Annotated in this window: 23 protein-coding genes, 2 pseudogenes and 1 riboswitch; of the genes and pseudogenes, 11 read left to right on the plus strand and 14 right to left on the minus strand. The window is 39.8% G+C overall.

The window, feature by feature from the left end:
• Positions 1–5 precede the first annotated feature (5 nt).
• Positions 6–1,808, minus strand: a complete 1,803-nt coding sequence (locus I2484_RS11610) for a M3 family oligoendopeptidase (RefSeq protein WP_207151185.1) — start codon at positions 1,806–1,808, stop codon at positions 6–8.
• Positions 1,809–1,968: 160 nt separating this feature from the next.
• On the opposite strand from I2484_RS11610, the gene I2484_RS11615 reads away from it, so the two are divergent.
• A complete protein-coding gene (locus tag I2484_RS11615; protein ID WP_207151186.1) occupies positions 1,969–2,700 on the plus strand; it encodes a tryptophan-rich sensory protein in 732 nt (243 codons plus the stop codon).
• A 38-nt stretch (positions 2,701–2,738) separates the two neighbouring features.
• Here I2484_RS11615 and thiT read toward each other — a convergent pair whose 3' ends face one another.
• On the minus strand, positions 2,739–3,296 hold the full coding sequence (gene thiT / locus I2484_RS11620) for an energy-coupled thiamine transporter ThiT (RefSeq protein ID WP_207151187.1): 558 nt from the start codon (positions 3,294–3,296) through the stop codon (positions 2,739–2,741).
• A gap of 80 nt (positions 3,297–3,376) precedes the next feature.
• A riboswitch (TPP riboswitch) is annotated at positions 3,377–3,479 on the minus strand.
• Between the two features lie 106 nt (positions 3,480–3,585).
• Here thiT and I2484_RS11625 point away from each other — a divergent pair.
• The 3 genes from I2484_RS11625 (at position 3,586) to map (ending at position 4,960) form a co-directional block, all read left to right on the plus strand.
• Positions 3,586–3,927, plus strand: coding sequence for a magnetosome magnetite crystal formation protein family (locus I2484_RS11625; protein WP_186672371.1), 342 nt, complete (start codon positions 3,586–3,588; stop codon positions 3,925–3,927).
• Between the two features lie 63 nt (positions 3,928–3,990).
• Positions 3,991–4,107, plus strand: a complete 117-nt coding sequence (locus tag I2484_RS21495; RefSeq protein ID WP_255551346.1) for a hypothetical protein — start codon at positions 3,991–3,993, stop codon at positions 4,105–4,107.
• Positions 4,108–4,213: 106 nt separating this feature from the next.
• On the plus strand, positions 4,214–4,960 hold the full coding sequence (gene map, locus I2484_RS11630; RefSeq protein WP_207151188.1) for a type I methionyl aminopeptidase: 747 nt from the start codon (positions 4,214–4,216) through the stop codon (positions 4,958–4,960).
• A gap of 190 nt (positions 4,961–5,150) precedes the next feature.
• On the opposite strand, the gene I2484_RS11635 is transcribed toward map, so the two are convergent.
• From I2484_RS11635 to I2484_RS11645, 3 genes are all read right to left on the minus strand, one after another.
• Entirely contained in the window at positions 5,151–6,293 is a 1,143-nt protein-coding gene (locus I2484_RS11635; protein WP_207151209.1) for a DEAD/DEAH box helicase, read from the minus strand.
• A 77-nt stretch (positions 6,294–6,370) separates the two neighbouring features.
• Positions 6,371–7,822 (minus strand): amidase family protein, encoded by a 1,452-nt coding sequence (locus I2484_RS11640; RefSeq protein ID WP_207151189.1) that lies wholly within the window; start codon positions 7,820–7,822, stop codon positions 6,371–6,373.
• Positions 7,823–7,935: 113 nt separating this feature from the next.
• Complete coding sequence (locus tag I2484_RS11645; protein WP_207151190.1) at positions 7,936–8,088, minus strand: Fur-regulated basic protein FbpA; 153 nt, start codon at positions 8,086–8,088, stop codon at positions 7,936–7,938.
• Positions 8,089–8,252: 164 nt separating this feature from the next.
• On the opposite strand from I2484_RS11645, the gene I2484_RS11650 reads away from it, so the two are divergent.
• Positions 8,253–9,311 (plus strand): SDR family oxidoreductase, encoded by a 1,059-nt coding sequence (locus I2484_RS11650; protein WP_207151191.1) that lies wholly within the window; start codon positions 8,253–8,255, stop codon positions 9,309–9,311.
• Between the two features lie 107 nt (positions 9,312–9,418).
• Here the strand turns inward: I2484_RS11650 and I2484_RS11655 are convergent, their stop codons facing one another.
• The 3 genes from I2484_RS11655 to I2484_RS11665 form a co-directional block, all read right to left on the minus strand.
• Positions 9,419–10,030 (minus strand): sterol desaturase family protein, encoded by a 612-nt coding sequence (locus tag I2484_RS11655; protein WP_207151192.1) that lies wholly within the window; start codon positions 10,028–10,030, stop codon positions 9,419–9,421.
• A gap of 97 nt (positions 10,031–10,127) precedes the next feature.
• On the minus strand, positions 10,128–11,342 hold the full coding sequence (locus tag I2484_RS11660) for a carboxylate--amine ligase (protein ID WP_207151193.1): 1,215 nt from the start codon (positions 11,340–11,342) through the stop codon (positions 10,128–10,130).
• 141 nt (positions 11,343–11,483) lie between these two features.
• Positions 11,484–12,326, minus strand: a complete 843-nt coding sequence (locus I2484_RS11665) for a glycerophosphodiester phosphodiesterase (protein WP_207151194.1) — start codon at positions 12,324–12,326, stop codon at positions 11,484–11,486.
• Positions 12,327–12,532: 206 nt separating this feature from the next.
• Between I2484_RS11665 and I2484_RS11670 the strand changes: the two genes are divergently transcribed.
• On the plus strand, positions 12,533–13,459 hold the full coding sequence (locus tag I2484_RS11670) for a S66 peptidase family protein (RefSeq protein WP_207151195.1): 927 nt from the start codon (positions 12,533–12,535) through the stop codon (positions 13,457–13,459).
• Positions 13,460–13,757: 298 nt separating this feature from the next.
• On the opposite strand, the gene I2484_RS11675 is transcribed toward I2484_RS11670, so the two are convergent.
• From I2484_RS11675 to I2484_RS11685, 3 genes are read right to left on the minus strand one after another with little or no spacing between them, the layout of a single operon-like run.
• Positions 13,758–14,531, minus strand: coding sequence for a putative hydro-lyase (locus I2484_RS11675; protein ID WP_207151210.1), 774 nt, complete (start codon positions 14,529–14,531; stop codon positions 13,758–13,760).
• 49 nt (positions 14,532–14,580) lie between these two features.
• The gene (locus I2484_RS11680) at positions 14,581–15,819 is read right to left on the minus strand and encodes an NRAMP family divalent metal transporter (RefSeq protein ID WP_207151196.1); all 1,239 of its coding nucleotides are present in this window, start codon (positions 15,817–15,819) and stop codon (positions 14,581–14,583) included.
• A gap of 12 nt (positions 15,820–15,831) precedes the next feature.
• Positions 15,832–16,593 (minus strand): LamB/YcsF family protein, encoded by a 762-nt coding sequence (locus tag I2484_RS11685; RefSeq protein ID WP_207151197.1) that lies wholly within the window; start codon positions 16,591–16,593, stop codon positions 15,832–15,834.
• A 273-nt stretch (positions 16,594–16,866) separates the two neighbouring features.
• Here I2484_RS11685 and pxpB point away from each other — a divergent pair, with 273 nt between their 5' ends.
• Both pxpB and I2484_RS11695 read left to right on the plus strand, forming a co-directional pair.
• A complete protein-coding gene (pxpB, locus tag I2484_RS11690) occupies positions 16,867–17,613 on the plus strand; it encodes a 5-oxoprolinase subunit PxpB (protein ID WP_207151198.1) in 747 nt (248 codons plus the stop codon).
• The gene (locus I2484_RS11695; protein ID WP_207151199.1) at positions 17,610–18,602 is read left to right on the plus strand and encodes a 5-oxoprolinase subunit C family protein; all 993 of its coding nucleotides are present in this window, start codon (positions 17,610–17,612) and stop codon (positions 18,600–18,602) included. The genes pxpB and I2484_RS11695 overlap by 4 nt, the downstream gene beginning before the upstream one ends.
• Positions 18,603–18,723: 121 nt before the next feature.
• Here the strand turns inward: I2484_RS11695 and I2484_RS11700 are convergent, their stop codons facing one another.
• Both I2484_RS11700 and I2484_RS11705 read right to left on the minus strand, forming a co-directional pair.
• Positions 18,724–19,482 carry an IclR family transcriptional regulator gene (locus tag I2484_RS11700; protein ID WP_207151200.1) on the minus strand — a complete coding sequence of 253 codons (759 nt, stop codon included), beginning with the start codon at positions 19,480–19,482 and terminating at the stop codon, positions 18,724–18,726.
• A gap of 61 nt (positions 19,483–19,543) precedes the next feature.
• The gene (locus I2484_RS11705; RefSeq protein WP_207151201.1) at positions 19,544–20,467 is read right to left on the minus strand and encodes a DMT family transporter; all 924 of its coding nucleotides are present in this window, start codon (positions 20,465–20,467) and stop codon (positions 19,544–19,546) included.
• Between the two features lie 232 nt (positions 20,468–20,699).
• Between I2484_RS11705 and I2484_RS21500 the strand changes: the two are divergent.
• Positions 20,700–21,107, plus strand: a pseudogene (locus tag I2484_RS21500) (glucose PTS transporter subunit EIIB); the annotation flags it as partial.
• Positions 21,108–21,545: pseudogene (locus I2484_RS21505) on the plus strand (SIS domain-containing protein); the annotation flags it as partial.
• 184 nt (positions 21,546–21,729) lie between these two features.
• On the opposite strand, the gene I2484_RS11715 reads toward I2484_RS21505, so the two are convergent.
• The gene (locus I2484_RS11715) at positions 21,730–22,053 is read right to left on the minus strand and encodes a YnfA family protein (protein ID WP_207151202.1); all 324 of its coding nucleotides are present in this window, start codon (positions 22,051–22,053) and stop codon (positions 21,730–21,732) included.
• Positions 22,054–22,498: 445 nt separating this feature from the next.
• Here I2484_RS11715 and I2484_RS21510 point away from each other — a divergent pair, with 445 nt between their 5' ends.
• Positions 22,499–22,786 (plus strand): phospholipase, encoded by a 288-nt coding sequence (locus I2484_RS21510; RefSeq protein ID WP_255551347.1) that lies wholly within the window; start codon positions 22,499–22,501, stop codon positions 22,784–22,786.
• Positions 22,787–23,053: the final 267 nt, after the last annotated feature.

Raw genomic sequence — 23,053 nt, forward strand, 5'->3', positions numbered from 1 at the left:
CATATTCACCCTTTTACCGAAGTAAGTTCCAAGAACTCCTCAACATCTTTTACGCATAGCGCCACGCCTTTTGCCCAAAACTCTTGTTTCGTAATATCCTCACCTAGATGCTTCATTGCAAGGTCTTCGACACTCATAACCGCAGTGTCCCGTAAGAGCGCCATATATTTCTGTTCAAATCCTTCACCATCTTCCAAAGCTTTTGCATAGATGCTAAGGGAGAACAAATAACCGAACGTGTACGGGAAGTTGTAGAATTGTACGCCCGTAATGTAGAAATGGAGTTTCGATGCCCAGAAGTGTGGATGGACCGTATTAAGAGCGTCTCCGTAAGCTTCTTTCTGCGCTTCTGCCATCAGCTCGTTCAATCTTTCAGCCGATACGATACCATTTTTGCGCTCTTCATAAAATCTCGTCTCAAAAAGGAATCTCGCATGAATATTCATAAAGAGTGCGACACTACGTTGAATTTTGTCTTCCAGTAGTGCAATTTTCTCATCCTTAGTTTCAGCCGCTTTTACAGCAGCATCCGCGACTATCATCTCTGCAAATGTCGATGCCGTTTCAGCTACACCCATCGCATATTGGCGATTCATCCAATGGACTGGACGCAGTGCATATGAATGGAACGCGTGACCCAATTCATGGGCAAGTGTTGCAACATTCGACATTGTACCGCTATAAGTCATGAAGATACGGGATTGCTCGGATGCTGGCATGCCCGTACAAAAACCACCTGGACGTTTGTTCGGGCGATCCTCCGCCTCTATCCAGCTATCTTCAAACGCCTGGCGAGAAAATGCTTCCAATTCAGGACCAAATTCTCTAAAGTGTTTTAGGATGAATTCTGCACCTTCTTGATAAGACATCTTTTTTGTTGATGCTGTAACTGGTGCATCCATGTCATACCAGTTAATCTTGTCAGTACCTAGCATTCTCGCTTTGACGTTCAAGTATTCTACAAACGGTTGTTTATTTTCACCAATTGCTCCCCACATTGCATCGAGTGTCTCTTCACTCATTCTATTTCGGAGAAGCGGCTCCTTCAATACTGAATCCCAGCCACGTTTTTTGTATACTTCAAGCCTAAAACCCGCAATACGATTTAATGCAGATGCAAAGAAGTCTTCTTTTCCTTCCCAAGCTTCTTCCAGCGCTTCAAATGAGCGCTTTCTCACGTCTGCATTCTCATGCGAACTTAGGTTATTTGCCTGCCCAACGGAAACCTCTTTTTCTTCTCCGTCCAGTTCGATTTTGATTTTGATGTCACCTACGAGCATGTCGTATAGCTGTCCCCAGCCATGATAGCCGTCTACGCTTAGTGATGTGATCAAACTCTCTTCTTCTTCAGACAGTTTCAAGTTGACCTCTTCACGCCATTCATTCAGTACAAATGCAAATGCCTTTAGTTCATCCGATTCCATTAATCCATTCCATGTATCTTCATCAGACTTTGCGAGCGTTTGTCGGGTTTTAAGCCCGATTGTAGAAAAGCGTGCCTGGAGTGTTCCAATTTCGCCTTGCAGTTGCAATGCTTTTTTATCTGTTGTATCTGCCGCAAGGAAACACCCGATAACAGCACCTGCCTGTGACAGGTTAAGCGCCACCTCTTTTAATGATTCAATTAGGTTCGCTACTTCTATTGACGCGCCAGCCGACTGAGGAACTTTAAATGCAGAAGCCGTTTCTTCTAATGAACCTAGCTTTTCTTTTACGCTATCCAAATGTGTCCGCAGCTCTTGCGATTCACTTCCACCTTTAAAAAATACATCAAGATCCCATACCTCAGAATACGTTGTTTGTGTCACTATTATTCCCCCTCATTTCATTCTAAATCTTCTAAAAACACAAATTGATTATAACATGAATCTTCGGAGTACGAAATATTACAATTGTGACGGAAGGTTCATACTTTCCTTCGCAGGTTCCACTATTCCTCTGTATACTATTCAGTAGGAGGATTTAAATATGTTTAGAATTATTATTATGACCTTTTCGCTCATTGCGGTCGTTCTAGTCAATGCAGCTGCGAATATAATGCCTATCAATGGGAAAACGACCGGAGAAATTTCAACTAGTTTACCGGTGTTATTTACACCTGCAGGTTATGCTTCTTCAATTTGGGCAGTTATTTACCTGCTTCTCGCTATCTGGTTATACGGCTTTATGCGCAACAAGGTAAACGTTGACCATGCTTTATTTAATCGGAGGGTAGTTTTGTTTGTGCTCAGCTCCCTATTAAATATCACTTGGATTTTGTTCTGGCATTTTGGCTTCTTCGGATGGTCAATTGTTATCAATATGGCACTTCTTATAACACTGTTAACCATTTACTTTACTTATTCTATAAAGGATAGTCATTTTCATGGTAGAATTCCGATCGCTGTCTATTTGGGATGGACTTTTGTAGGCACCATTGCGAATATCAGTTACGTCCTCACGTTGAACGAATGGTCTGGTTGGGGACTAAGCGACCCGTTATGGACCGTTATCTATTTATCCATCGCAACCGCTGTTGCACTTCATTTTTTATACCATTATGAAGATATAGCATTTAGCGCAGTCTTCATATGGGCATTTATAGGCATTACTGTGAAAAATGGTGCAGATGAACTATTCGTTTCCGCCGCGGCCCTATTTCTTGCAGCTACAATAGCAGGATTCATGTTCTTCAGAAGAAAGTCATTCACAGCTAAATAAAAAATCGCCGTCCCCACATAGGGCAGAACGGCGATTTTCTATTTTCGCTCTAAAAGACGCGGTGCTGTAGTGAATAATATTGACGCAACAATTGCTGATAGGATTATTGCAGGAATCATGTAACTAGCATTGTAAACGAGTGAATAAAGCCATACTGGTTGCCCAACAGGCGCGTATGATGCAAAGAATACAATTCCACCAATAAAGTGGATCCCAAAGCGTAAAAGTCCGCCAATTACAGTACCTACTACGATAGCCACTACCATTGATCCTTTGTCGCCTTTCGCTTTACCACTTAACAGCCATGCAAGTGTAACGCCTGCCACCCCTACGAGCGTGTAAGCCACGAAGTAATCAAGCGCTGCTTGTATTACATTTAGAACATATCCACCCATCATCAGTTGCAGTAGACCGCTGACAAGGCCTGTTAGCATGCCGCCTACAATCCCCCATCTAAATGCCATGACAACAATTGGTAACATCGACAGCGTAACGGAGCCACCTTGTGGCATTGTAAATCCGATTTTATCGAGAATAAATGAAATTGCACCTAAAATAGCTATTTCAAGTAAAAGTTGAAGTCTCTTCCTATCCAAATTAATTCATCCCTTTCCTAATTCAGCGAAAGATGTGGGCACAAAAAAAGACACCCCGAAATAGATGGGACATCGAATATGTCATTTTCCATCCACATTCCTACGCAAGAATAATCTTACAGGTTCTAAGGGTCAGGACGTCTAATCCAATCTCAGCCAAAATAGGCTCCCCCTGTGGTTCCAGTAATTTAGTTGTCTAGTTAATTGTATAAGATGGGGATCCTTTAAGCAAGATGATTAACAAGGATGGTTATTATCCTATATAGTCAAAGTAAATGGAGGGATTCCTGTGTCGAACAATAAACTATTAGCTGCCCTATGCTATTTCAGTGTCTTCTTCACCCCTTTACTTGTACCTGTCATTGTTTATTTTGTTTCCGATGACCGTGAAGTAAAACACCATGCCAAACGCTCCCTCGTTTCACATCTTGTTCCCGTTGTACTTCTTATTGCAGGATTTATCATTTTTTCTTTTTCAATGTTTTCCTTTACCTACAGCATGGATGGAATGCCGAGTGGCAACTTTGGCTTTTGGCAATTAACACCTGTCTTATTCATGCTAGTTTACGGCCTACTGCTCATAGCTATTCTAATTTGGAATGTGTTTCAAGGTGTTAAAGTGTTGAAGTAGATGTTTATAAAACCACCCGTTCGGGGAAAAGGTAAAGTATGCTTTGTTTAGGAGTGATTAGTAATGAATATTGGAAAGTTATTAAAAACCGCCATTAAATTGGCACCTATCGTCTATCCGATTGTTCGCAAAGTAATGAATGAAAAAAAAGCAACCAGCACGACAATTCCAAGAAAATAATTCGACAGTCTGCAAACGTTATTTAAGTTTGCAGGCTTTTTTGTTAAGCTCATTATGATATAGTATGGTATGGAAAAGAATGAACGGAAGAAAGGATTTGAGCTTAATGATTGCAAAAACTGAACAGGAAATCGAAGCGCTAAAAAAAATCGGTAAGATTGTTGCTGAAATTAGGGACACCATGAAAGAAGCGACTGTCCCTGGTATAACGACGAAAGAAATTGATGAAATCGGTGGACGCCTATTCAAAGAAAAAGGCGCAATTTCAGGGCCTATCGCAGAATATGATTTCCCCGGATTCACATGCATCAGCGTCAACAGTGAAGTCGCCCATGGTATGCCTGGTTCTCGTGTCATAGAAGATGGAGATCTCGTTAATATTGATGTCTCAGGTTCCTGCAATGGTTATTTTGCCGACACTGGCATTTCATTTGTTGTCGGTACACCCGATGAAAAGAAACAACAATTATGTGATGTGGCTAAAAGTGCATTTGAACGTGCAATGACGAAAGTGAAAGCTGGTTCTAGCTTAAATCAAATCGGTAAAGCAGTTGAACGCGAAGCAAAAGAACATGGCTTAAAAGTGATCAAAAATTTAACTGGCCACGGCATCGGTAAAGCGTTGCACGAAGAACCTTCGCATGTTCTCAATTATTATGACGCATGGGATAAGACACTTCTAAAAGAAGGTATGGTTCTTGCAGTTGAACCGTTCATCTCTGAAAAAGCGGATCATATTATCGAATCTGGAGATGGCTGGACGTTCATCACACCTGATAAATCCCTTGTAGCTCAAATCGAGCATACAATCATTGTCACAAAAGGCGAACCAATTATTTTGACTCAACTATAAGTATTATGTGGTTTGTCTAGTGAGTGTTTAGTGTGACCTTTTCTATTCAGTGTGTGGTGCGTTCTTTCAATATATAGAGAAAAGGGCTGTCCCTGGGAATCCAATGTACTTGGATTCCCGGGCAGCCCTTTTTCTTATTGTCTAGACTCCAGGCGCTTGTCGCGTCTATGCGGGCGCCTTCCGCTTTTCCTTATTTCTTTTTAGGAGCAGCAATTGTTTTTGAATTTCCTTCTGCAAGGTGGCCTTTATACCACACTTTTTGAACCGTTTTAATTCCCTTAGTCAGCTTACGGTAATCCCGTTCTTCTGGGTATGACAACAGTGTCAATACTTCACCGTCTCCGCCTGCCCGTCCTGTTCTGCCTGAACGGTGTAAATATTGTTCAACCGTATGTGGCACGTCGATGTGAATAACATGCGTTAAGCCATCAATGTCTAGCCCTCGTGCCGCAAGATCCGTTGCTATCAAAATTTTCAACTCGCCTTTACGGAAACTTTCCAATGTCTTCTGTCTCTCAAATTTAGTCATTTCTGAATGAAGAACCGAAATCGGTGCTTCGTTATATTTGAGTTTCATTTCTTTCATTCTAAGTTGATCCACATTATTAATAAATGCAAGAGCACGAATTCCCTTCAAATAAGAAATCCCGCGCAATACATCCGTTTTGTCCCGCGCATCTGTCTTCACAAATGAATGGACGACCTTACCTGATTTCGGCATTTCTTCAGCACCAACTTGGATGCGGATTGGATCATTCATAAAATTGCTTGCAACAATTTCAATTTCATCTGTAATTGTTGCGGATACAGCAACAACTTGTCTTTCCGGATTTGCCGCTTCAATCATATTTTTAACAACGACACGATGATCACGGGTTAGGAGCTGATCACCTTCGTCAAGAACTATATGACGAATATCGTGCATTTTTAACTTTCTGACCTTGATAAGTTCAGCTAAACGGCCAGGTGTCCCAACAACAATCGTTGGTTTTTTCTTCAATTGTTCGATCTGACGTTGCATATTAGCCCCGCCAATTAATTGTGTAACCGTGATATTTGTTCCTGTTACCCATTCTCTGATAACGTTGACGATTTGCATCGACAGCTCCTGTGAGGGTGTTATAATCAGCGCCTGCGTCTGTTTTTTATCACCATCAACTAATTGCATTAGTGGCAATACAAATGCAAGAGTCTTACCTGATCCCGTCGGCGATTCCGCAACGATATCTTTACCTGCCAACATTTCAGGGATCATTTTCTCTTGGATTGGCATCTCGTACTCAAACTTCCATTTTTCTTTAAACATTTCGTCCATATTTTCTAAGAAGGACATCATTATCCCTACTTTCACTCTATTCCTTTCAGTTTATCATAATAGGCTCTGCTACACTCTATTTCTGACAAAACTGATTAAGGTTTTCTCCTAGCGTTGACACGCTGCTCGAACGCGTATGCATACCCAATTAATTCAGGTTCAGTAAATGCTTTCCCTGAAAATGTAATGCCGAACGGTTCACCAGCCTCGGAATAGGCTGCTGGAACGGTAACAGATGGATAACCGGCTGCCGCTCCAAAACTGCATCCATGATCTTGTGGAAATACTAGTGCTTGAATAGTATGCTCATCAAGTGCTTTGCCAAGTGCAATATCTCCAGCTAGATGACGATTGCGAAGAAGCGCCTCAATATAAGCACGTTCCGTCAATTTCCCGCTTGTTCGCTCCACTTTTTCCAGCATAACTTGACCGAATTTCAATGTTTCTTCTGCATGTTCATTGTTGAAATCGATAATATCGGATAATGTTCGAATCGGATTTGTAACCGGCGTCTTCCCCAAATACGCATTCAAGGACGCTTTAAATTCGTAGAGAAGCACGTTATAGCCAAGGTCATTTTCCATTGTTCCTAAGTCTATATCATCTATAATTACGGCCCCCGCCGCTTCAAGTTCTTTCAGCGCGGCATCAAAAAGATTCAAACGTTCCGTAGATGCTTCTTGTCCAAAAATAGTTCGTGCAACGCCGAGACGGACACCTTCGAGCGCTCTTGTATCAAGAACAGACATCCAGTCAATTCCTTCTAAACAGGATGCCCCTGCTGTTACAGGATCTTCTGGATCCGTGCCAATCAGTAGACTGAATGTAATTGCTGCATCGTGTACAGTCCTTGCCATAGGTCCCGGAGTGTCCTGTGTGCTCGAAAGAGGAATCACTCCTGTACGGCTGATTGTTCCTACAGTCGGCTTAATACCGACAAGCGAATTCTGCGCTGACGGATTAAGGATAGACCCCGTCGTCTCCGTACCGATTGCCACAGCTGCCATATTCGCGGCAATACCTGCACCAGCTCCCGAACTCGATCCTCCAACTTCAAATAGACCATATGGATTATTCACCTGGCCTCCACGCGAACTCCAGCCGTTGGTCATCCGATCGGACATGAAATTCGCCCACTCTGTCATATTTGTCTTTCCGAGAATAATGGCTCCTGCATCCCGTAATTTCTTAACGAGAAAAGAATCTTCTGCAGCATAGAAATCCTTAAGCGCAAGTGATCCACAGCTCGTATGCATCATGTCACGGGTCCCCATATTATCTTTCAATAAAATTGGTATGCCATGAAGAAGTGAACGTATCCCTTTCTCCCTTCGTTCTACATCAAGAGCTCTGGCAATCTGCACAGCTTGCGGGTTCAACTCAAGAACTGCATTTATATTTCTATTCCTATGTGAGATTATATCAATATACATAAACGTAAGCTCTTCAGCCGATAATTCTCCGCTACTCATTTTCTCTTGCATTGTAGAAATTGTTGCTTCATCTAGCCACTCGCTTTGAAGTTTTTTCAATTTGTCATCTAACATCGGATTCCCCCACCAATCTGAATCTTGTGGTACTAGTTTACCTCAATTAGATAAGCATAAGACAGTGTCTTATAATAAGGTTGTTTTTTGGAGCCGTTCGAGCTGGCACTATATTATTCAGTACGTATTATGTAAGCTTTCATGAGTGCATAGAGTGAGAGTTCATATAGATGTTTCCCATGTAGTTTGAAAACTCCATTTTTCATAAGTCTCTGGATGATTTTCTCTTTCTTCAAATCCATCTGTGTGTTTTCCATCTTTCTCATGCTGTAGGTTCCTCCTTGATGTTTAATCCACAACATATATTCCTCTAATGACCTTATTTCAAACATGAAAACCGTTAATTTTTCACATCAGCAACCATATATGCGATAATTAGAATAGCAATTGGATGGAGATAATTTCTGTCCTATTCATGGAGGGATTTAGGTTGACGATTTTCTTAACGGGTTCTACTGGTTTTCTTGGTGGTAAATTACTAAATAACTTACTCGAAACAACTGATCATACATTATTCGTACTTGTACGGGATACGGAAAAGGCTGAACGACTTGTGGCGGGCCTTTCTGGGAATGCCGCTAACAGAATCAAGCTTTTAAATGGCGATATTACACAACCGCTATTCGGACTTTCTGATGATGTCATTCAAGAATTGAAAGGCAAAGTCGACCTTTTTTATCACATCGCAGCTCTTGTGAAATTCGATGAAGAATTACGTGAAGAACTTTTTGCAGTCAATTACGGTGGTACAAAAAACGCGTTGGAACTAGCCAAGCTATTCAATGTAAAACAATTCATTTATATCAGCACTGCTTACACCGTCGGGAAACGTGCGTTTGGTGTAGAATCACTTTACCCAATCGACGCAAACATTCATAATCCTTATGAGGAGAGCAAAGTGAAATCGGAACACCTTGCCCTTTCCTATTCCGACTGTATGGATGTATCTATATTCCGCCCATCAATTATTGTTGGTGATTCAGAAACAGGCGAAGCCGATTCCGAATTCACGCTTTACGGTTTTATGCGGGCACTTGATGTGTTCAAGCGTCGTATCGCTAGGTCTGTTGACAAAGCTGATGTTTTTTATCGTGTCGTCGGTAGCAAATACGCAACATCGAACTTTGTTCCCGTCAATTACGTCGCTGATATTTTAGCATTGGCTGCAAGTAAAGCAGAAGCTGGCAAGATTTACAACATCACGAACCCTGCGCCTGCGACGAATTACGATCTCCTATCGCTCATCAAAAACGCACTCGATTTTCAGCAGTTAGAAATAATCGAGAACGCAGAACCGGGAATGCTGACAGCTGACGAAGAGAGGCTGAACGGCATGATTACCGTATTCAATGCCTACTTATCCCGTTCATTCGATTTCGATGACAGCAACACACAGCAGCTTATCAAAGGAACTGATATTAGGCATTTGGATATGGATGAACAAACGACAAAGTTAATCATCGATGCTTATTTCGCCGTTTCAGAGTGATGTATCGTGAAAACAAAAATGGACTAAAACCGTAACAGGTTTAGTCCGTTTTTTTATTACTCAACAAGTTTTTTAAATTTAAAACTTCAACCTATACACTATGCTACTCACATTCTATTTTCCAAATTACGAGCGGTCAAACTTTTTTCAACCTCCTTGTTCTCCTTAAACGTTCCAAGCGTTTTATCGAATGAAGTATGGGTGACGCCAAACCAATAATTTTCATTTTTAAAGTGATGCAGAAGATGATGCTTCTTAATGTTTTTCCCCATTTTCGTACGCGGTTGTATTGGCTTATGGGCGATATAATGTTTCCATTCATAAAAGAGAAAGTAAGCCACCAAGCCTGTCGTGAATGAAGCCGTCAGGCCCATGCTCCCCGTTATTAGGTAAACAATAAGCCCATAAACGATAAATCCTGGAATGCTAAACCATAATGGTAGAAACAATAATTTTAAATCATCCGGATCGACATGATGATCATAGTGTAACCGTTTGATCATCTTAAGCATAAACGCATTTTCCGGGGTTTTAATGTGAAATAAAAAACGGTGAACAATATATTCACTTGTTGCATACGTCAGCATCCCCACGCCTAAAGCCACCCACGTCCAAATATGAAGTACATGTGGCACGGTTAAAGTAGCACAACTCAACAAAATAAGCAGCATAACAGTGACATCAGGGAAAGTTCCAAATTCCTTTAAGTATTTCCTCATTTACAATCATCCCCCTTTTCTTATAATTATATATAAATAATTCAGACAATTCAACACCAGAAAACAATCCCCTATACATAACGCATAGGGGATTGTTTTACCATGTACTATTTTTATATTTACGATAGTAATTAACCTGTCTGGCGAATAAATACAGCTTACGCTTGAAATGACGGTCTTTTTTATAAAACAAAGGATTGCCGTATTTCCCTGCTCTAAGCAATGCTTTCACGTCTTTGAGCACTTCTTGGTTTGACACAAATTTCTTAAGTACGATTTTAGGCACGACAGTGAATAGGAAATTCTCATTCAGTAGCGTCAGTTCTTTCTGTTGACCATGAATAACGTCATCGACTAGATACTTTGCCATATTATGTCCGCAAGCCGTAATATAGTAGCTTGATCGTCCTTGGCGTATATTCACCTCAAACACTTTGAACTTACCGTCCCGCTCATCATACTTCAAATCAAAATTCGCGTAACCGACGTAGTTCAGTGCTTCAAGGAAGCCTTTTAGTTTCAACATCATCTCTTCATTATATCGAGTGATAAGCGCTGTATAATTCCCTATTGCAGTAACGGTATGCTCTTGCAACACGACCTGTGCGAAAGTGATCAGCTCAGCCTTTCCATGACTGTTCATGTAGAATACGGAATCCCACATATATGTATCGTCCCCCGGGATATAATCCTGGATAATGAGATCCTCTCCATAGCCGCTCGCTTTAATCGTTTTAATAACGTTATGGATTTCATCGTAGGAATCGACCTTATACACTTTTTCCATGCCCGCAAACGGATTCTTATAGTACTCGACACCATTGCTTGGTTTGATAATGATTGGGAACATGACCTTTTCTGCGAATGGCTTTTCATCCTGGCAAGAATAGTAATAGGTTGCCGGAGCTTCTATACCATGTTCAGCGCATAACTTATAGAAATTCGATTTAACAAGCACATCGTTCATAAGTGGTTCCGAAATATAATTAAACACATAATGGCTTTTCAGCTCGTCCGCATTTTCAATAATCATCCGAACGTAAAGATCATTCGTTCCAATGAGTAACATTTTTTTCCCTGGTTCCGCATACTTCTTTGCAATCTCTTTCAAGAAGCTCACGAATACTTTTTTTTCAGGCAGTTTTGGATTGAGTTCTATGGTCTTTATTATTGAGCTTAGACTGGTAAATGATAAAGGTTCTTTTCCTACTAGAATTGGGTTGATACCATACTCTTCATGGAATGAAATCGCCATGTTGTAAGCATTCATGTCTGTTCCGATAATGATTGGTATGAAATTATTATTTGTCATTTTATCCTCCAACTATCTTTTCTACTCATAAGTGTATGGCTCCTGTTTTTCATTGTCAAGAAAGCCAATTATAAGAGTGTACATTAAGAAATCCAGTACCGCCCCTATAGGCTGATACTGGATTCCCTTTTGTACTATGGATTACTCTTGCACTAGCTGAACGGGACCCTCGACCGGCCAGATTGAAAAATCAGTAATGATGCCGTCAACCCCGTATTGATAAGCTCTGTCCACCCATCCCGGGTTTTTCGTAGACCAAACCAATACTTTTCCACCTTGATTATGTATTTGATCGATCACACGTTTGTTGACATATGAGACGTTAAAGTTAATGTATGTCGCAAAAGATGTTAGGTCCATTATTTTTTGAGTGGACAGCGATTGAATGGATGGTTTCATGAGTAGTGCAACTTCTAATTCTGGAAGCAACGTGTTCATTTTCCTCATTGATTCGATATCGAAAGATTGAACAATAATGCTGTTCAAATCCTTATATTCGCTTAACAAAGCCACTACTTGCTCTTCAATGCCCGGGTACATGGATGGTTTCTTAATCTCTATTAATAAACCAGCTTTACCGTAAAATTCATCGAGTAATTCCTTTAGAGTAATGATTTTTTCGCCGGTAAATGAAGAATGGAATTTCACTCCTGCATCTAACTCTTTTAATTCGGCAAGCGTGAAATTTTTCACATAGCCAGAACCGTTTGTTGTTCTGTCCACTTTGTCATCATGCATAATGATTAACTCTCCATCTTTGGACAGGTGCACATCACATTCTAAAAAGTCTGCCCCAAGCTCTAGCGCTTTTCGAAAAGCGGACTGCGTATTTTCCGGAGCGAAATTAGAAGCCCCACGGTGCGCAACACTAATCATTCCATTCATTTCTACATGATTAAAAGGTCGCGCCTCGTAACCAACTAGAAGTAGCATACATATACTTACAAAGACGAATAGTAGCTTCTTTTTCCCTAACTCCCCCATAATTATAACCTCACACCAAATGATGAATACTGACTATTCTAATCATTCTTTTTATTTATTATAGCATATGTGTAAGGTCCTGTAACTGTTAATTTCCACTAGGCTTAAAGATACAAAAAGTCCCAATAGAAATAGACGACTTTTTATAAAAATACACCGATTCGTATGATCCTATTTTATTTAAAAAGGAAGAGGAGCTGTAAAATATGGCTACAAAACCACCTTACTTGCAGCCAGGAGATACTGTTGGGATTGTTACGTTAGGTAGTCCACTGGCTGCAAGTAGAATAGATGAAGGAATAACGACTTTACGAAATATGGGGTTTAAAGTACTTGTAGGGGAGCATGTCTATTCATCGAATGGATTCATTGCTGCGACACCCCAACAAATGGCATCAGATTTGATGAAGATGTTTCAGAATAAAGAAGTGAAGTGGATTTTGCCTTCGAGGGGCGGCGTTGGTGTAGCAAGTATTCTCCCCTTCCTCGACTTTTCTATCATTTCTCAAAATCCAAAAATCGTCTCAGGCTATAGTGACATTACAGTACTCCTGAATGTCCTGTACGAATATGCAAACTTAATTACTTTTCAAAGCCTTCTCCTATTAGATTTCAATCCAAATACTCCCGCATATAATTTCGATCAATTCTTCTCAGCAACCACAACATTAACCGCGCCCTGGGGAATAAATAACCCCCCCGGTATGCTCCTCGAAAGCTTAGTTCCCGGAAACGTAACCGGTCCCGTTATCGGAGGCAATCTCACATCTTTCATAGGTACATTAGGAACTTCTTATGAAATCAATACGGAAGGTAAAATTATCGTACTTGAAGAAACGCATGAACCGATTAATAAAGTCTATCGGTATTTGAATCATCTTTTATTAGCCAAAAAATTTGATGATTGTATAGGGATAATAATGGGGGAATGTACGAATTGTGTGAATGCATACGGAAAATCCTATAAAGATCTTATCAACGAATTTCTAGTTCCTTTAGGTAAACCACTTATGTCCAATCTGGCAACTGGACATGGTGTATATAAAGCAGCGATACCTATCGGTGCAATCTTGAATATGAACACTTTTAACCGTACATTGACTGTGATGGAGCCGGCTGTAAGCCCGCAGTAACATATGTCTTAATTATTGAACATAATATGTTTGTTGATTAACCATTTTATCACATGGGAAACTTATAATAATAGCGGGAGAATAACTATTTGCACTTTTATATTTCCTGCTCGCTTTAGACGAAATGATCACAACACCTTTACCGCGGGTTAAAGATGCCTGCCATTCCATCTGAAATTTGATTAGAATTCAACGCCCCCCCTCCTGTAATCGCTGTATAGGAGGGGGGCGTTATCATTTTGTTGATAGTTATCCATTCTCCTAAAGGCTCCAAGGTTCTTCGTTTGGAGTTTTTTTGTTATAAAATACTATACTTTTCGTCCTTTATATCACTAATGAACATACATCCAGGAGCGTGCGTAATCATTATCGAAGGTTTACTTTGCATAGCTACCGCTTGAGGTGTCACACCACAAGCCCAAAAAACCGGAATTTCACCTTCTTTGATTGTTACCGATTCGCCGAAATCCGGCTTTGAAATATCAGCAATACCAATTTGGCTTGGGTCCCCGATATGGATGGGTGACCCATGTACAGCGGGAAAGCGAGTTGTTATTTGAATCGCGCGAATGGCATCTTCATGCGACATCGGACGCATACTGACAACGGTTGGCCCTTCAAATACACCTGCTTTTTCACATTGAATATTCGTTTTGTACATAGGAACATTACATTTTTCTTCGATATGACGAATCGGAATTCCACTTTCGAGTAGCGGCGTTTCAAATGTAAAGCTGCAACCTAAAAGAAAGCCAACCATATCATCTTCCCAATACTCTGTTATATCCAGAACTTCTTCCGTATTCACACCATCTCTGTATATACGATAGCTTGGGACATCCTTACGAATATCGGCTTCTTTTGCAAGTTTGCTTGGAATGAAAGAGCCAGGTTCAGTCACATCTAATAAAGGACATGACTTCGGATTTCGTTGGCAAAATAGCAAAAAATCAAAGGCATGTTCTTTCTTTAAAATAACTAAATTTGCTTGTGTGAAACCTTTAGACATACCGGCTGTAGGACCTGTTATTTCTTGTTTACGGATGAGTTCCCTTATTTCATTTGATGCCATTGTTTCATAATTCCTCAACCCATATCACTCCTTCACATATATACTCTACTTACTTAAAAAGCAACGGAATTTGTTCAATAAGTGTCATAATCCCTAAAACACCCATGCTGATTACGACTAATCCGCCTCCAATTGTTAACCACAGTGGATGTTTATAATTTCCGACTATATCTTTCTTGTAAGCAGCTACTAATAGCGTTCCTAAAGCCAGTGGTAAAATAAGTGCATTTAGAGCGCCAACAAGTAAGAGCACGTTAACAGGACGTCCGATCAATGTAAATGTAATTGTTGAGATTAAAATGAATAGAATAATAACCCAGTTATGATATTTTTCTATTGCCGGGTGGAATGATCGAATGAAAGAAACTGAAGTATAAGCTGCACCGACTACAGAGGTAATGGCCGCTGCCCACATAATAACACCAAACATTCTATACCCTATATTCCCTGCAGCGAGTTGGAATACAGATGCAGGAGGATTTGATGGGTCAATTGCAAGTCCTTTGGAAACTACCCCAAGTACCGCTAAGAATAATGCCACTCGCATGATTCCTGTCACTAAGATACCTATTACAGAGCTCTTCGTAACTTCAGGTAATGATTCTATACCTTTTACCCCTGCATCTAATAATCGATGCCCACCAGCAAAAGTTATGTATCCTCCAACCGTACCACCAACCAGTGTCACGATGGCAAATATACTGATTTGTTCTGGTTTAAATGTATTCACAATTGCTTCTCCAACAGGTGGTGATGTTGTGAATGCTACATACAACATTAGAAGCATCATTACAACACCGGCTACTTGAGCAACTTTATCCATTGCTTTTCCTGCTTCTTTTACAAGGAAGATAAAGATCGCGAATGTAGCACTTATAATAGCGCCCATTATCGGATCAAGTCCAAGCATCGCATTTAATCCAAGACCTGCTCCGGCAACGTTACCAATATTAAATGCAAGGCCACCTATTACAATAAGAATAGCTAAAAACACGCCGAGTCCCGGTAATACCTTATTTGCTATTTCTTGACCACGTAACCCCGATACAGCAATAATCCTCCAAACATTCATTTGAGTAAATACATCTAAAATTAACGAAATTAATATTACAAATCCAAAGCTTGCCGCCAATTGCTGCGTAAACACCGTTGTTTGCGTTAAAAATCCAGGACCAATCGATGATGTAGCCATTAGGAATGCTGCACCTAATAAAATACTCATACTAACTTTCTTTTTAGTCTTTGCTGTTCCCGCTATTTCTAAGTTCTCTATTTTTTTCTCGCTCATTTAAATTGCCCCCTACTTACAAACTGCTGAAACTATGATGTTGTTTTTTTCTAACGTTTCTTTACTGTATTTTGCAAAATCAAGGGCGTGTTCTCCATCTCCATGGATGCAAATCGTATCTGCCTTTAAAGAAACTTCCGTATTTTGCTGAGAAATGACTTTTCCTTCCGTCACCATTTTAACTATTTGGGCAACTGCCTGTTCTTGATTTGTTAGTAAAGCGTCAGATTGTGAACGCGAAGTTAACGTACCATCCGATTGATAGGTTCGGTCAGCAAACACTTCATGTGCTGTACGCAAGCCAATCTTCTCTCCTGCTTTCGTCAATTCACTACCAGCAAGTCCAAACAACACTAGCGAAGGTGAAATATCATATACCGCTTGAGCAATCGCCTCCGCCAGCTTCGTGTCTGTAGCTGACATATTATATAATGCTCCGTGCGGCTTTACATGCTGCATTGTCTCGTTGAAAGTCGCTAAAAATCCTTGTAAAGCACCGATTTGATAAACTACCATATCGTACCCTTCTTGTGGGGTAATCTTCATCTCTCGACGTCCAAATCCATTTAAGTCAGGTAAACCAGGGTGTGCACCAATTTTCACACCATTTTCAATTGCAAGTTTCACCGTTTCTCTCATTACACTTGGATCGCCCGCATGAAAACCACACGCGATGTTAGCGGATGTTACATACTTCAATATTTCTTGCTGTTCACCAAGTTTATATCTGCCAAAACTTTCACCTAAATCACAATTTAAATCGACTCGAAACATTTTATTTCCCTCCAAGTGGTAAATATTAGTATACGTAAGCGCTTTCAAACTAATTGAGTTCCGAATTTAGGAACTCGAGTTTTGAAACTAAATTAATTCTATCACAAATTAATTTAACTGAATAGACGTTATCTTCAAATGTTGCAATAATAAAAAATAATATGTTTTTTTAGTTTTCTGGGCTTGTTTTTTGTATTTTGACAACTATAATTGTTCTATAATCCATTTTAAAGAACTGGAGTACCGTAAATCGAAACAATAGGAGCTGTTGGAATGAGCAATCGTAACTTAGGAGCCAGCATGAAGCCTTTAGGTGATTCAGCACTAATTGTCCAACTTGGGGAAGGTATTAGTCCATCTATTCATGAATTGGTAAACAATCTGTCAGTGTTATTAAATAATCATCCTTTTGAAGGATTTATTGAGTCGGTACCTGCCTACAATAATCTAACTATCTATTACAACCCCGTCGTCGTACACCATTCGCAAATAAATAAGGAAGTACACCATGCACGATTAACTCCTTTCCAAAAAGTTAGCGCTTTCATGGAACAATTGGTTCAACAAATTAGAAGTAATAAATTTCACGATAAAAGGGTTGTTACAATTCCAGTCTTATATGGGGGGGAGTATGGTCCCGACTTAGAATATGTAGCGCAGTGCCATTCCCTATCCGTAGATGAAGTTATTCAAATACATTCCGAAGGTGATTATTTAGTTTATATGATTGGATTTGCTCCTGGTTTTCCATTTATGGGAGGACTAAGTGAACAAATCGCAACGCCACGAAAAGAAACGCCACGTTTAGTCATTCCCTCTGGATCCGTTGGGATTGCTGGAAAGCAGACGGGTGTTTACCCATTGGAAACACCCGGAGGATGGCAAATTATTGGCCGTACCCCACTCGATTTATTTCTTCCCGCTATCTCTCCACCAACATTATTACAAGCTGGAGATAAAATTCGTTTTGCACCAATTTCCCCTAAAGAATATGACCACTATAAGGAGATGGAACTATGACCGTCAAAGTACTTAATCCGGGTCTTTTGACTACGATACAGGACTTAGGAAGATATGGTTCTCAAAAATATGGTGTAATCGTTAGCGGTGCGATGGACAGCTATTCACTGAGAGTCGCTAATCTGCTAGTAGGTAATGATGAAGGCGAAGGAGCCCTCGAAATCACGTTATTTGGAACAACCCTTTATTTCGAAAAGGATTCGTTAATCGCCATCACAGGTGGAGACTTACTTACTACCATAGATGGTGAAAATGCACCGATGTGGCGCCCCATACTCATGCGGAAGGGCTCCGTATTAAAATTTAAATCTGCAATAAAAGGATGTAGAGCCTACTTAGCATTTGCAGGAGGTATTGCTATTCCAAAGGTTATGGATAGTAAAAGTACATATCTTCGTGCAGGAATTGGCGGCTTCCAAGGTAGAGCTTTACAAAAAGGGGATATACTCGAGTTTGGAGAAATGAATAAACTCAATCATTCGCTCGTCCAACAATTAGACAAGATAAATGGACACTTTACATGGGCCGTCAACTACAGTGCACTCATCAATTTAAAAACATCTCAATCGATACGCGTTCTAAAGGGTACTGAGTTCAATCGATTCGATAATAAAAGTCAGCAAACTCTTTTTAATGAACCATATACAATAACAATACAAGCTGACCGGATGGGGTATCGATTGGAAGGTCCTGTTCTTTCATTAGCTGAACCATTTGAATTACTATCTGAAAGTGTCACATATGGAACTATTCAGGTACCCCCAAATGGACAGCCTATTATTTTAATGGCGGACCGACAAACAACTGGCGGCTATCCAAAAATCGGTCAAATTATTTCCGCCGATTTATCAAGTTTAGCTCAGTTACAGCCAACTTCAACAATTCAATTCAAAGAAGTAACACATAAAGAAGCAGAAATGGAGTTATTAAAAAAAGAACACATTATAGATGAAATAAAAATGGCGATTCACTTTAAAAGAACATACTAATATGAGGAAATGGTCTTATTAAAATAAGGATAATTGACTAGAAATCGGTCACTTTAATGCAAATTTATTCAAAAAAACATCCTCTACTTTTGCCTGATTAACAGGTAAGTAGAGGATGTTTTTAACTTTTCATATAGCCTAACCGTTGTGATATTTCTTCAGCGGCTTCTTTTACTCTCGCTGCATATATGGGAATGTTTTCATCTTGATAATTCGCTTCAATCCCGGCAATACTTAGTCCGGCAATTATGTTTCCTTTATAATCGAAAATTGGTGCGGCGATGGCCGAGGTATGATTCTCTAATTCAGAATTACTAATCGTATAACCGTCCTTTTTAGCTTGTCGAATCGTTTCTTGGAGGCGCACCTTATCGGTGATTGTCCCCGTCGCAAATGGTTTTAGTTCAATCGATTCCATATATGCAGTAATTTCTGGTTCCGGTAAATAAGATAAAATAATTCGAGAACAAGCCCCAGCGTATAAGGGACTTCTTCTACCAATTGCGGTATATAAGCGAACCTTTTGGTTTCTATCGATTTTTTCGATATAAATCGCTTCATCGCCCTGTTTAATAATTAAATTAATTGCTTCTTTTACATCATTATGTAAGTTCTCCATAACGGGGTAGGCAATTTGCCGAATATCAAGTCTTGAAGAAACAAGATGGCCGAATGTGAGAAATAAGAGCCCTAACCGATATTTCGAATCAATCCCCTTCTCGAGAAACCCCATTTCTTCTAAGGACATTAACATTCGATAGACGGAAGTCTTTGGTATTCCCGATAAATCAATGATTTCTTGGAACGATAACTCTGTATGGTCAATAAATAAGTTGACAATATCCATCGAACGGACGACTGTTTTATTTTTATTATTCATATGCTCTCCTTATGGGATGCCCATTTCTATAATAGTTGGAGCTATACTCGAAATCCCTTTTTTATTTTTCCACATTAACTTTCGTCTGTGTGCTATTAAACAATGAAGCATTCGCATTCTTCCCGCGATAGTTCACGAAGTATATACTTATCCCCACGAACAACAGCCCCATGATTAAAGGGTACGTTACCGGTTCATCTAAAAAAATCGTGCCTATGAAGACTGATATGATCGGTACAAGAAATGTAAAGGTACCAACTTTACTCGCCTCTCCTGCATTAATAAGTTTATAATAAATGATATAGGAGAGTGGTATACCAAAAGTAGAACCGTATCCGAGACCAAAAAGATATGCTCCGTTCCATTCGATAGCAGACCAGTTTTCAAAGATTGACCCAGTTCCTATTAGAATAAACCCACCAATAATACACTGCAAAGACACCATCCAGTAAGCGTTTACTTCGTTGCTTACTTTCTTTACATATACCACACCAAGTGCCCAGCTAAATGCTGTAACCAACCCTAAAACTACGCCAATTACCGATATATGAGCTGTTAATCCGTCCACACTGACAATTACAATTCCAATAAATCCGACAATCAAACCGATTATTTTAATCGGTGACATATGTTCTCCAAGCCATATCCAAGCAAAAAATCCTAGTAAAACTGGCTGAAAATAAACAAGCACTGAAAATAGTCCTCCTGGCAAATAGTTAAGCCCGACTGTCTGTAACCCGAAAAAGAGAATCGTATTGAAGAATGCAGAAATACAATATTTCGACCAATTTTCTCGCCAGTTGATCTTGCTCCGTATTTTATATATGAAAGCTGCTAACAGAATACCTCCTATCATTGCACGCATCCCTGCAAACAATAATGGGGGCGTATATGGCAGGGCCAGTTTATAGATCGGCCAACTCCCACCCCAAACGAAGACTAATAACAAAAGTGCGGCAGTTGACTTTGTAATTAACTTCCCCAATTGTATATCTTCCTCTCAAAAGCTGAACGGTGCGCCCAACAATAAGTGCTAATTTATATAATTATACACCTAAAATTGTTATACCACTAACTAATAATTATTGGTTATGAATAGTTAAAATTTTATTAACTACAGCAGGCCCATAGCATAACCGAAACATTAAAATGATCCATGTACCGCACGCCCACAACGATTCAGAAATGACAATGACACTCGAATAAATTGCCTCATTATTACAATCGGGCTAACATTTTCGGGTGGATTTATCGACTTTGTCCTATTTGGAATTTTACAAGGTGATGCGAAAATAAATTGGATAATCGTTCCACTAATAGGTATTCCATGGTTCTTTGTTTATTACTTCTCATTTACATTCTTTATTAAAAAGTTCAATTTCAAAACGCCAGGTCGCGAAGATGAAGACCTAAAAAGTGCGCCAACAATGGAAAACACAATCGAAAGAGCACAAACAATTATTACGGCATTAGGTGGCGCAGATAATTTAACAAATGTTGACTGCTGTGCTACTCGCTTGCGTATTAGCGTCAATGATCCAGAAAAAGTTGATGAAGCACTATTGTTAGAAACAGGTGCTAAAGGTGTTATTAAGAAAGGTAAGGGCGTCCAAGTCGTTTATGGATTAGGTAGTTCAGGACTTGCTGCGCAAGAGCTAAATTATCGTTTAAGCAGAATGGGCTTTGCATCAGAGGCTGTAACCGATCCACACTTAATGATCATTAGGAGCACACTAGTCCAAGATGACGATTTACTACTAGCATTCTCTCGCTCTGGACAAACTAGAGATTTAGTACACTCTATAAAAGAAGCTAAAATAAATGGTGCAAAAACCGTCTCGTTCACAGCTTATGGTGATACTACGCTAACCAAATTATCCGAAGCCATTTTATGGACGATACATCCTTTACGTACCGGATATATATCTACTGGTTTAGATTTGAGTGTTCTTTATTTGATTGACCTTATTAGCATATTTTTATTAAAGGACCCCAAAGTTAAAGATACATACGTAAAAACAGTAACAGCCATTTCCTCTGAAGCATATATCGAAAGAAATTAATAAGATTATAATTTGAGATTATACCAAATAAGGTATCTGGTTCTAAAACAAGCCGCGATTGTTTTTTAGATCCAGATACCTTATTACTATAAATCTAATTTTCAATCAGAGGGGGTTTTCTTTGTCCACTACTATCAGTACTTCCATAGTTTTTTAAATTCAAATTCAGTTATGTCCGTCTACGCTAACCGCGTGGCCACAATATCACAGACACACCGATTATACATATTAAAGCGCCAATCCAATCATATGTATCCGGCATCTTTTTATCGACTCCCCATCCCCAAAGGACAGATAGTACAATGAATACACCGCCATAAGCAGCATAAACCCTACCGAAAGTCGGGAACTGTTGGTAAGTGGCAATCACCCCGTACATTGCCAAGACAAGTCCTCCTATGAGCCCTAGGTAAGCTGACTTCCCTTCCCTTAGCCACTGCCAAATGAGGTAACCCCCACCTATTTCCGCTAGCCCCGCAAACAAAAATAGCAGTATTACTGTAATCAAAATATAATCTCCTCTCAAAAACTTAAATACGCATGCTCTGAAGCCTTATTTATTGTCGACACTTAACAAATAAATTGTTCTTCCAACGCCGCTTTGTCGTTAGATTTGTTCGTTATTTGGGCGAGGTCTAGCACCTAGTTAATCCTAAATAGTCAGTTTTGAATAGATAATAAAATGGTAAAAAAATGCATCGCACCAGTTACTGTCACACACACTAAATAGAAAATGCTCCCCAAAGGCTTAAAGGACATAATGCTAATTGAATTGAAACAAATGACCAATAGTTGAATGGTGAATTTCGGGAATACCCTTATTATATCCCAGTCATTCCTTCCCGTTTGGTAAAATAATTGCGAAGTTCATAGGTAACTGCTTATACATTATTTTGCACCAATGAATAAGCTATATTAGGTAGGAGTTAAGCCACCAAAGGGAGGTTTTTATTATGCCACAGAGAGAATATGCCCGATTTCGTTTTTGTGTTTTTCCCGGCTACAACTGGTGTGGACCTGGTTGTAATGGGCCAGGCGCTCCAATTAATGATGTAGATGCAGCTTGCAAAGCACATGACGATTGTTATCGAAGGGGCGGATGTCCATGTGAATGTGACCGTGAATTTATTCGTTGTCTATGTCATAAAATAGATCCATGTACTAAAAAAGGTAGGCACGCCCGTCTGCTCTATAATTATATGAAGTTACAAACATTATTCACTTGCAGTTTTTATAGATGAACGGTACTCGAACATCTCGGAATTCAATGGGAACCGTTCACTATTCAACATGCACCTTTAGGAAGGTATGAGAAGAATAACTATGCTTTTGTCCGTTGTTGTTTTCATGATTTTCATAATTCTTTTTTATGGAAATCAACGAAGAAGAACAACACCGGATAAACCTCGTGGCTATTATGTAAGCCACTGAAAAAGTCCTATTTCCTTCAATCCCGTTGATTTCCGTTCCGAGCGGACGCTTTCCGCGGGCACGGCTTCAGCCTCCTC

The sequence above is a fragment of the Sporosarcina sp. E16_8 genome (genome assembly GCF_017347095.1).
GTDB lineage: Bacteria > Bacillota > Bacilli > Bacillales_A > Planococcaceae > Sporosarcina.

What these genes read in the sequence shown, in the direction of transcription:
- I2484_RS11615 (WP_207151186.1), top strand. Translation starts at nt 1,969, where the DNA reads ATGTTTAGAATTATTATTATGACCTTTTCGCTCATTGCGGTCGTTCTA.
- I2484_RS21495 (WP_255551346.1), top strand. Translation starts at nt 3,991, where the DNA reads ATGAATATTGGAAAGTTATTAAAAACCGCCATTAAATTGGCACCTATC.
- map (WP_207151188.1), top strand. Translation starts at nt 4,214, where the DNA reads ATGATTGCAAAAACTGAACAGGAAATCGAAGCGCTAAAAAAAATCGGT.
- I2484_RS11635 (WP_207151209.1), bottom strand. Translation starts at nt 6,293, where the DNA reads ATGTCCTTCTTAGAAAATATGGACGAAATGTTTAAAGAAAAATGGAAG.
- I2484_RS11640 (WP_207151189.1), bottom strand. Translation starts at nt 7,822, where the DNA reads ATGTTAGATGACAAATTGAAAAAACTTCAAAGCGAGTGGCTAGATGAA.
- I2484_RS11645 (WP_207151190.1), bottom strand. Translation starts at nt 8,088, where the DNA reads ATGAGAAAGATGGAAAACACACAGATGGATTTGAAGAAAGAGAAAATC.
- I2484_RS11655 (WP_207151192.1), bottom strand. Translation starts at nt 10,030, where the DNA reads ATGAGGAAATACTTAAAGGAATTTGGAACTTTCCCTGATGTCACTGTT.
- I2484_RS11660 (WP_207151193.1), bottom strand. Translation starts at nt 11,342, where the DNA reads ATGACAAATAATAATTTCATACCAATCATTATCGGAACAGACATGAAT.
- I2484_RS11665 (WP_207151194.1), bottom strand. Translation starts at nt 12,326, where the DNA reads ATGGGGGAGTTAGGGAAAAAGAAGCTACTATTCGTCTTTGTAAGTATA.
- I2484_RS11670 (WP_207151195.1), top strand. Translation starts at nt 12,533, where the DNA reads ATGGCTACAAAACCACCTTACTTGCAGCCAGGAGATACTGTTGGGATT.
- I2484_RS11675 (WP_207151210.1), bottom strand. Translation starts at nt 14,531, where the DNA reads ATGGCATCAAATGAAATAAGGGAACTCATCCGTAAACAAGAAATAACA.
- I2484_RS11680 (WP_207151196.1), bottom strand. Translation starts at nt 15,819, where the DNA reads ATGAGCGAGAAAAAAATAGAGAACTTAGAAATAGCGGGAACAGCAAAG.
- I2484_RS11685 (WP_207151197.1), bottom strand. Translation starts at nt 16,593, where the DNA reads ATGTTTCGAGTCGATTTAAATTGTGATTTAGGTGAAAGTTTTGGCAGA.
- pxpB (WP_207151198.1), top strand. Translation starts at nt 16,867, where the DNA reads ATGAGCAATCGTAACTTAGGAGCCAGCATGAAGCCTTTAGGTGATTCA.
- I2484_RS11695 (WP_207151199.1), top strand. Translation starts at nt 17,610, where the DNA reads ATGACCGTCAAAGTACTTAATCCGGGTCTTTTGACTACGATACAGGAC.
- I2484_RS11700 (WP_207151200.1), bottom strand. Translation starts at nt 19,482, where the DNA reads ATGAATAATAAAAATAAAACAGTCGTCCGTTCGATGGATATTGTCAAC.
- I2484_RS21510 (WP_255551347.1), top strand. Translation starts at nt 22,499, where the DNA reads ATGCCACAGAGAGAATATGCCCGATTTCGTTTTTGTGTTTTTCCCGGC.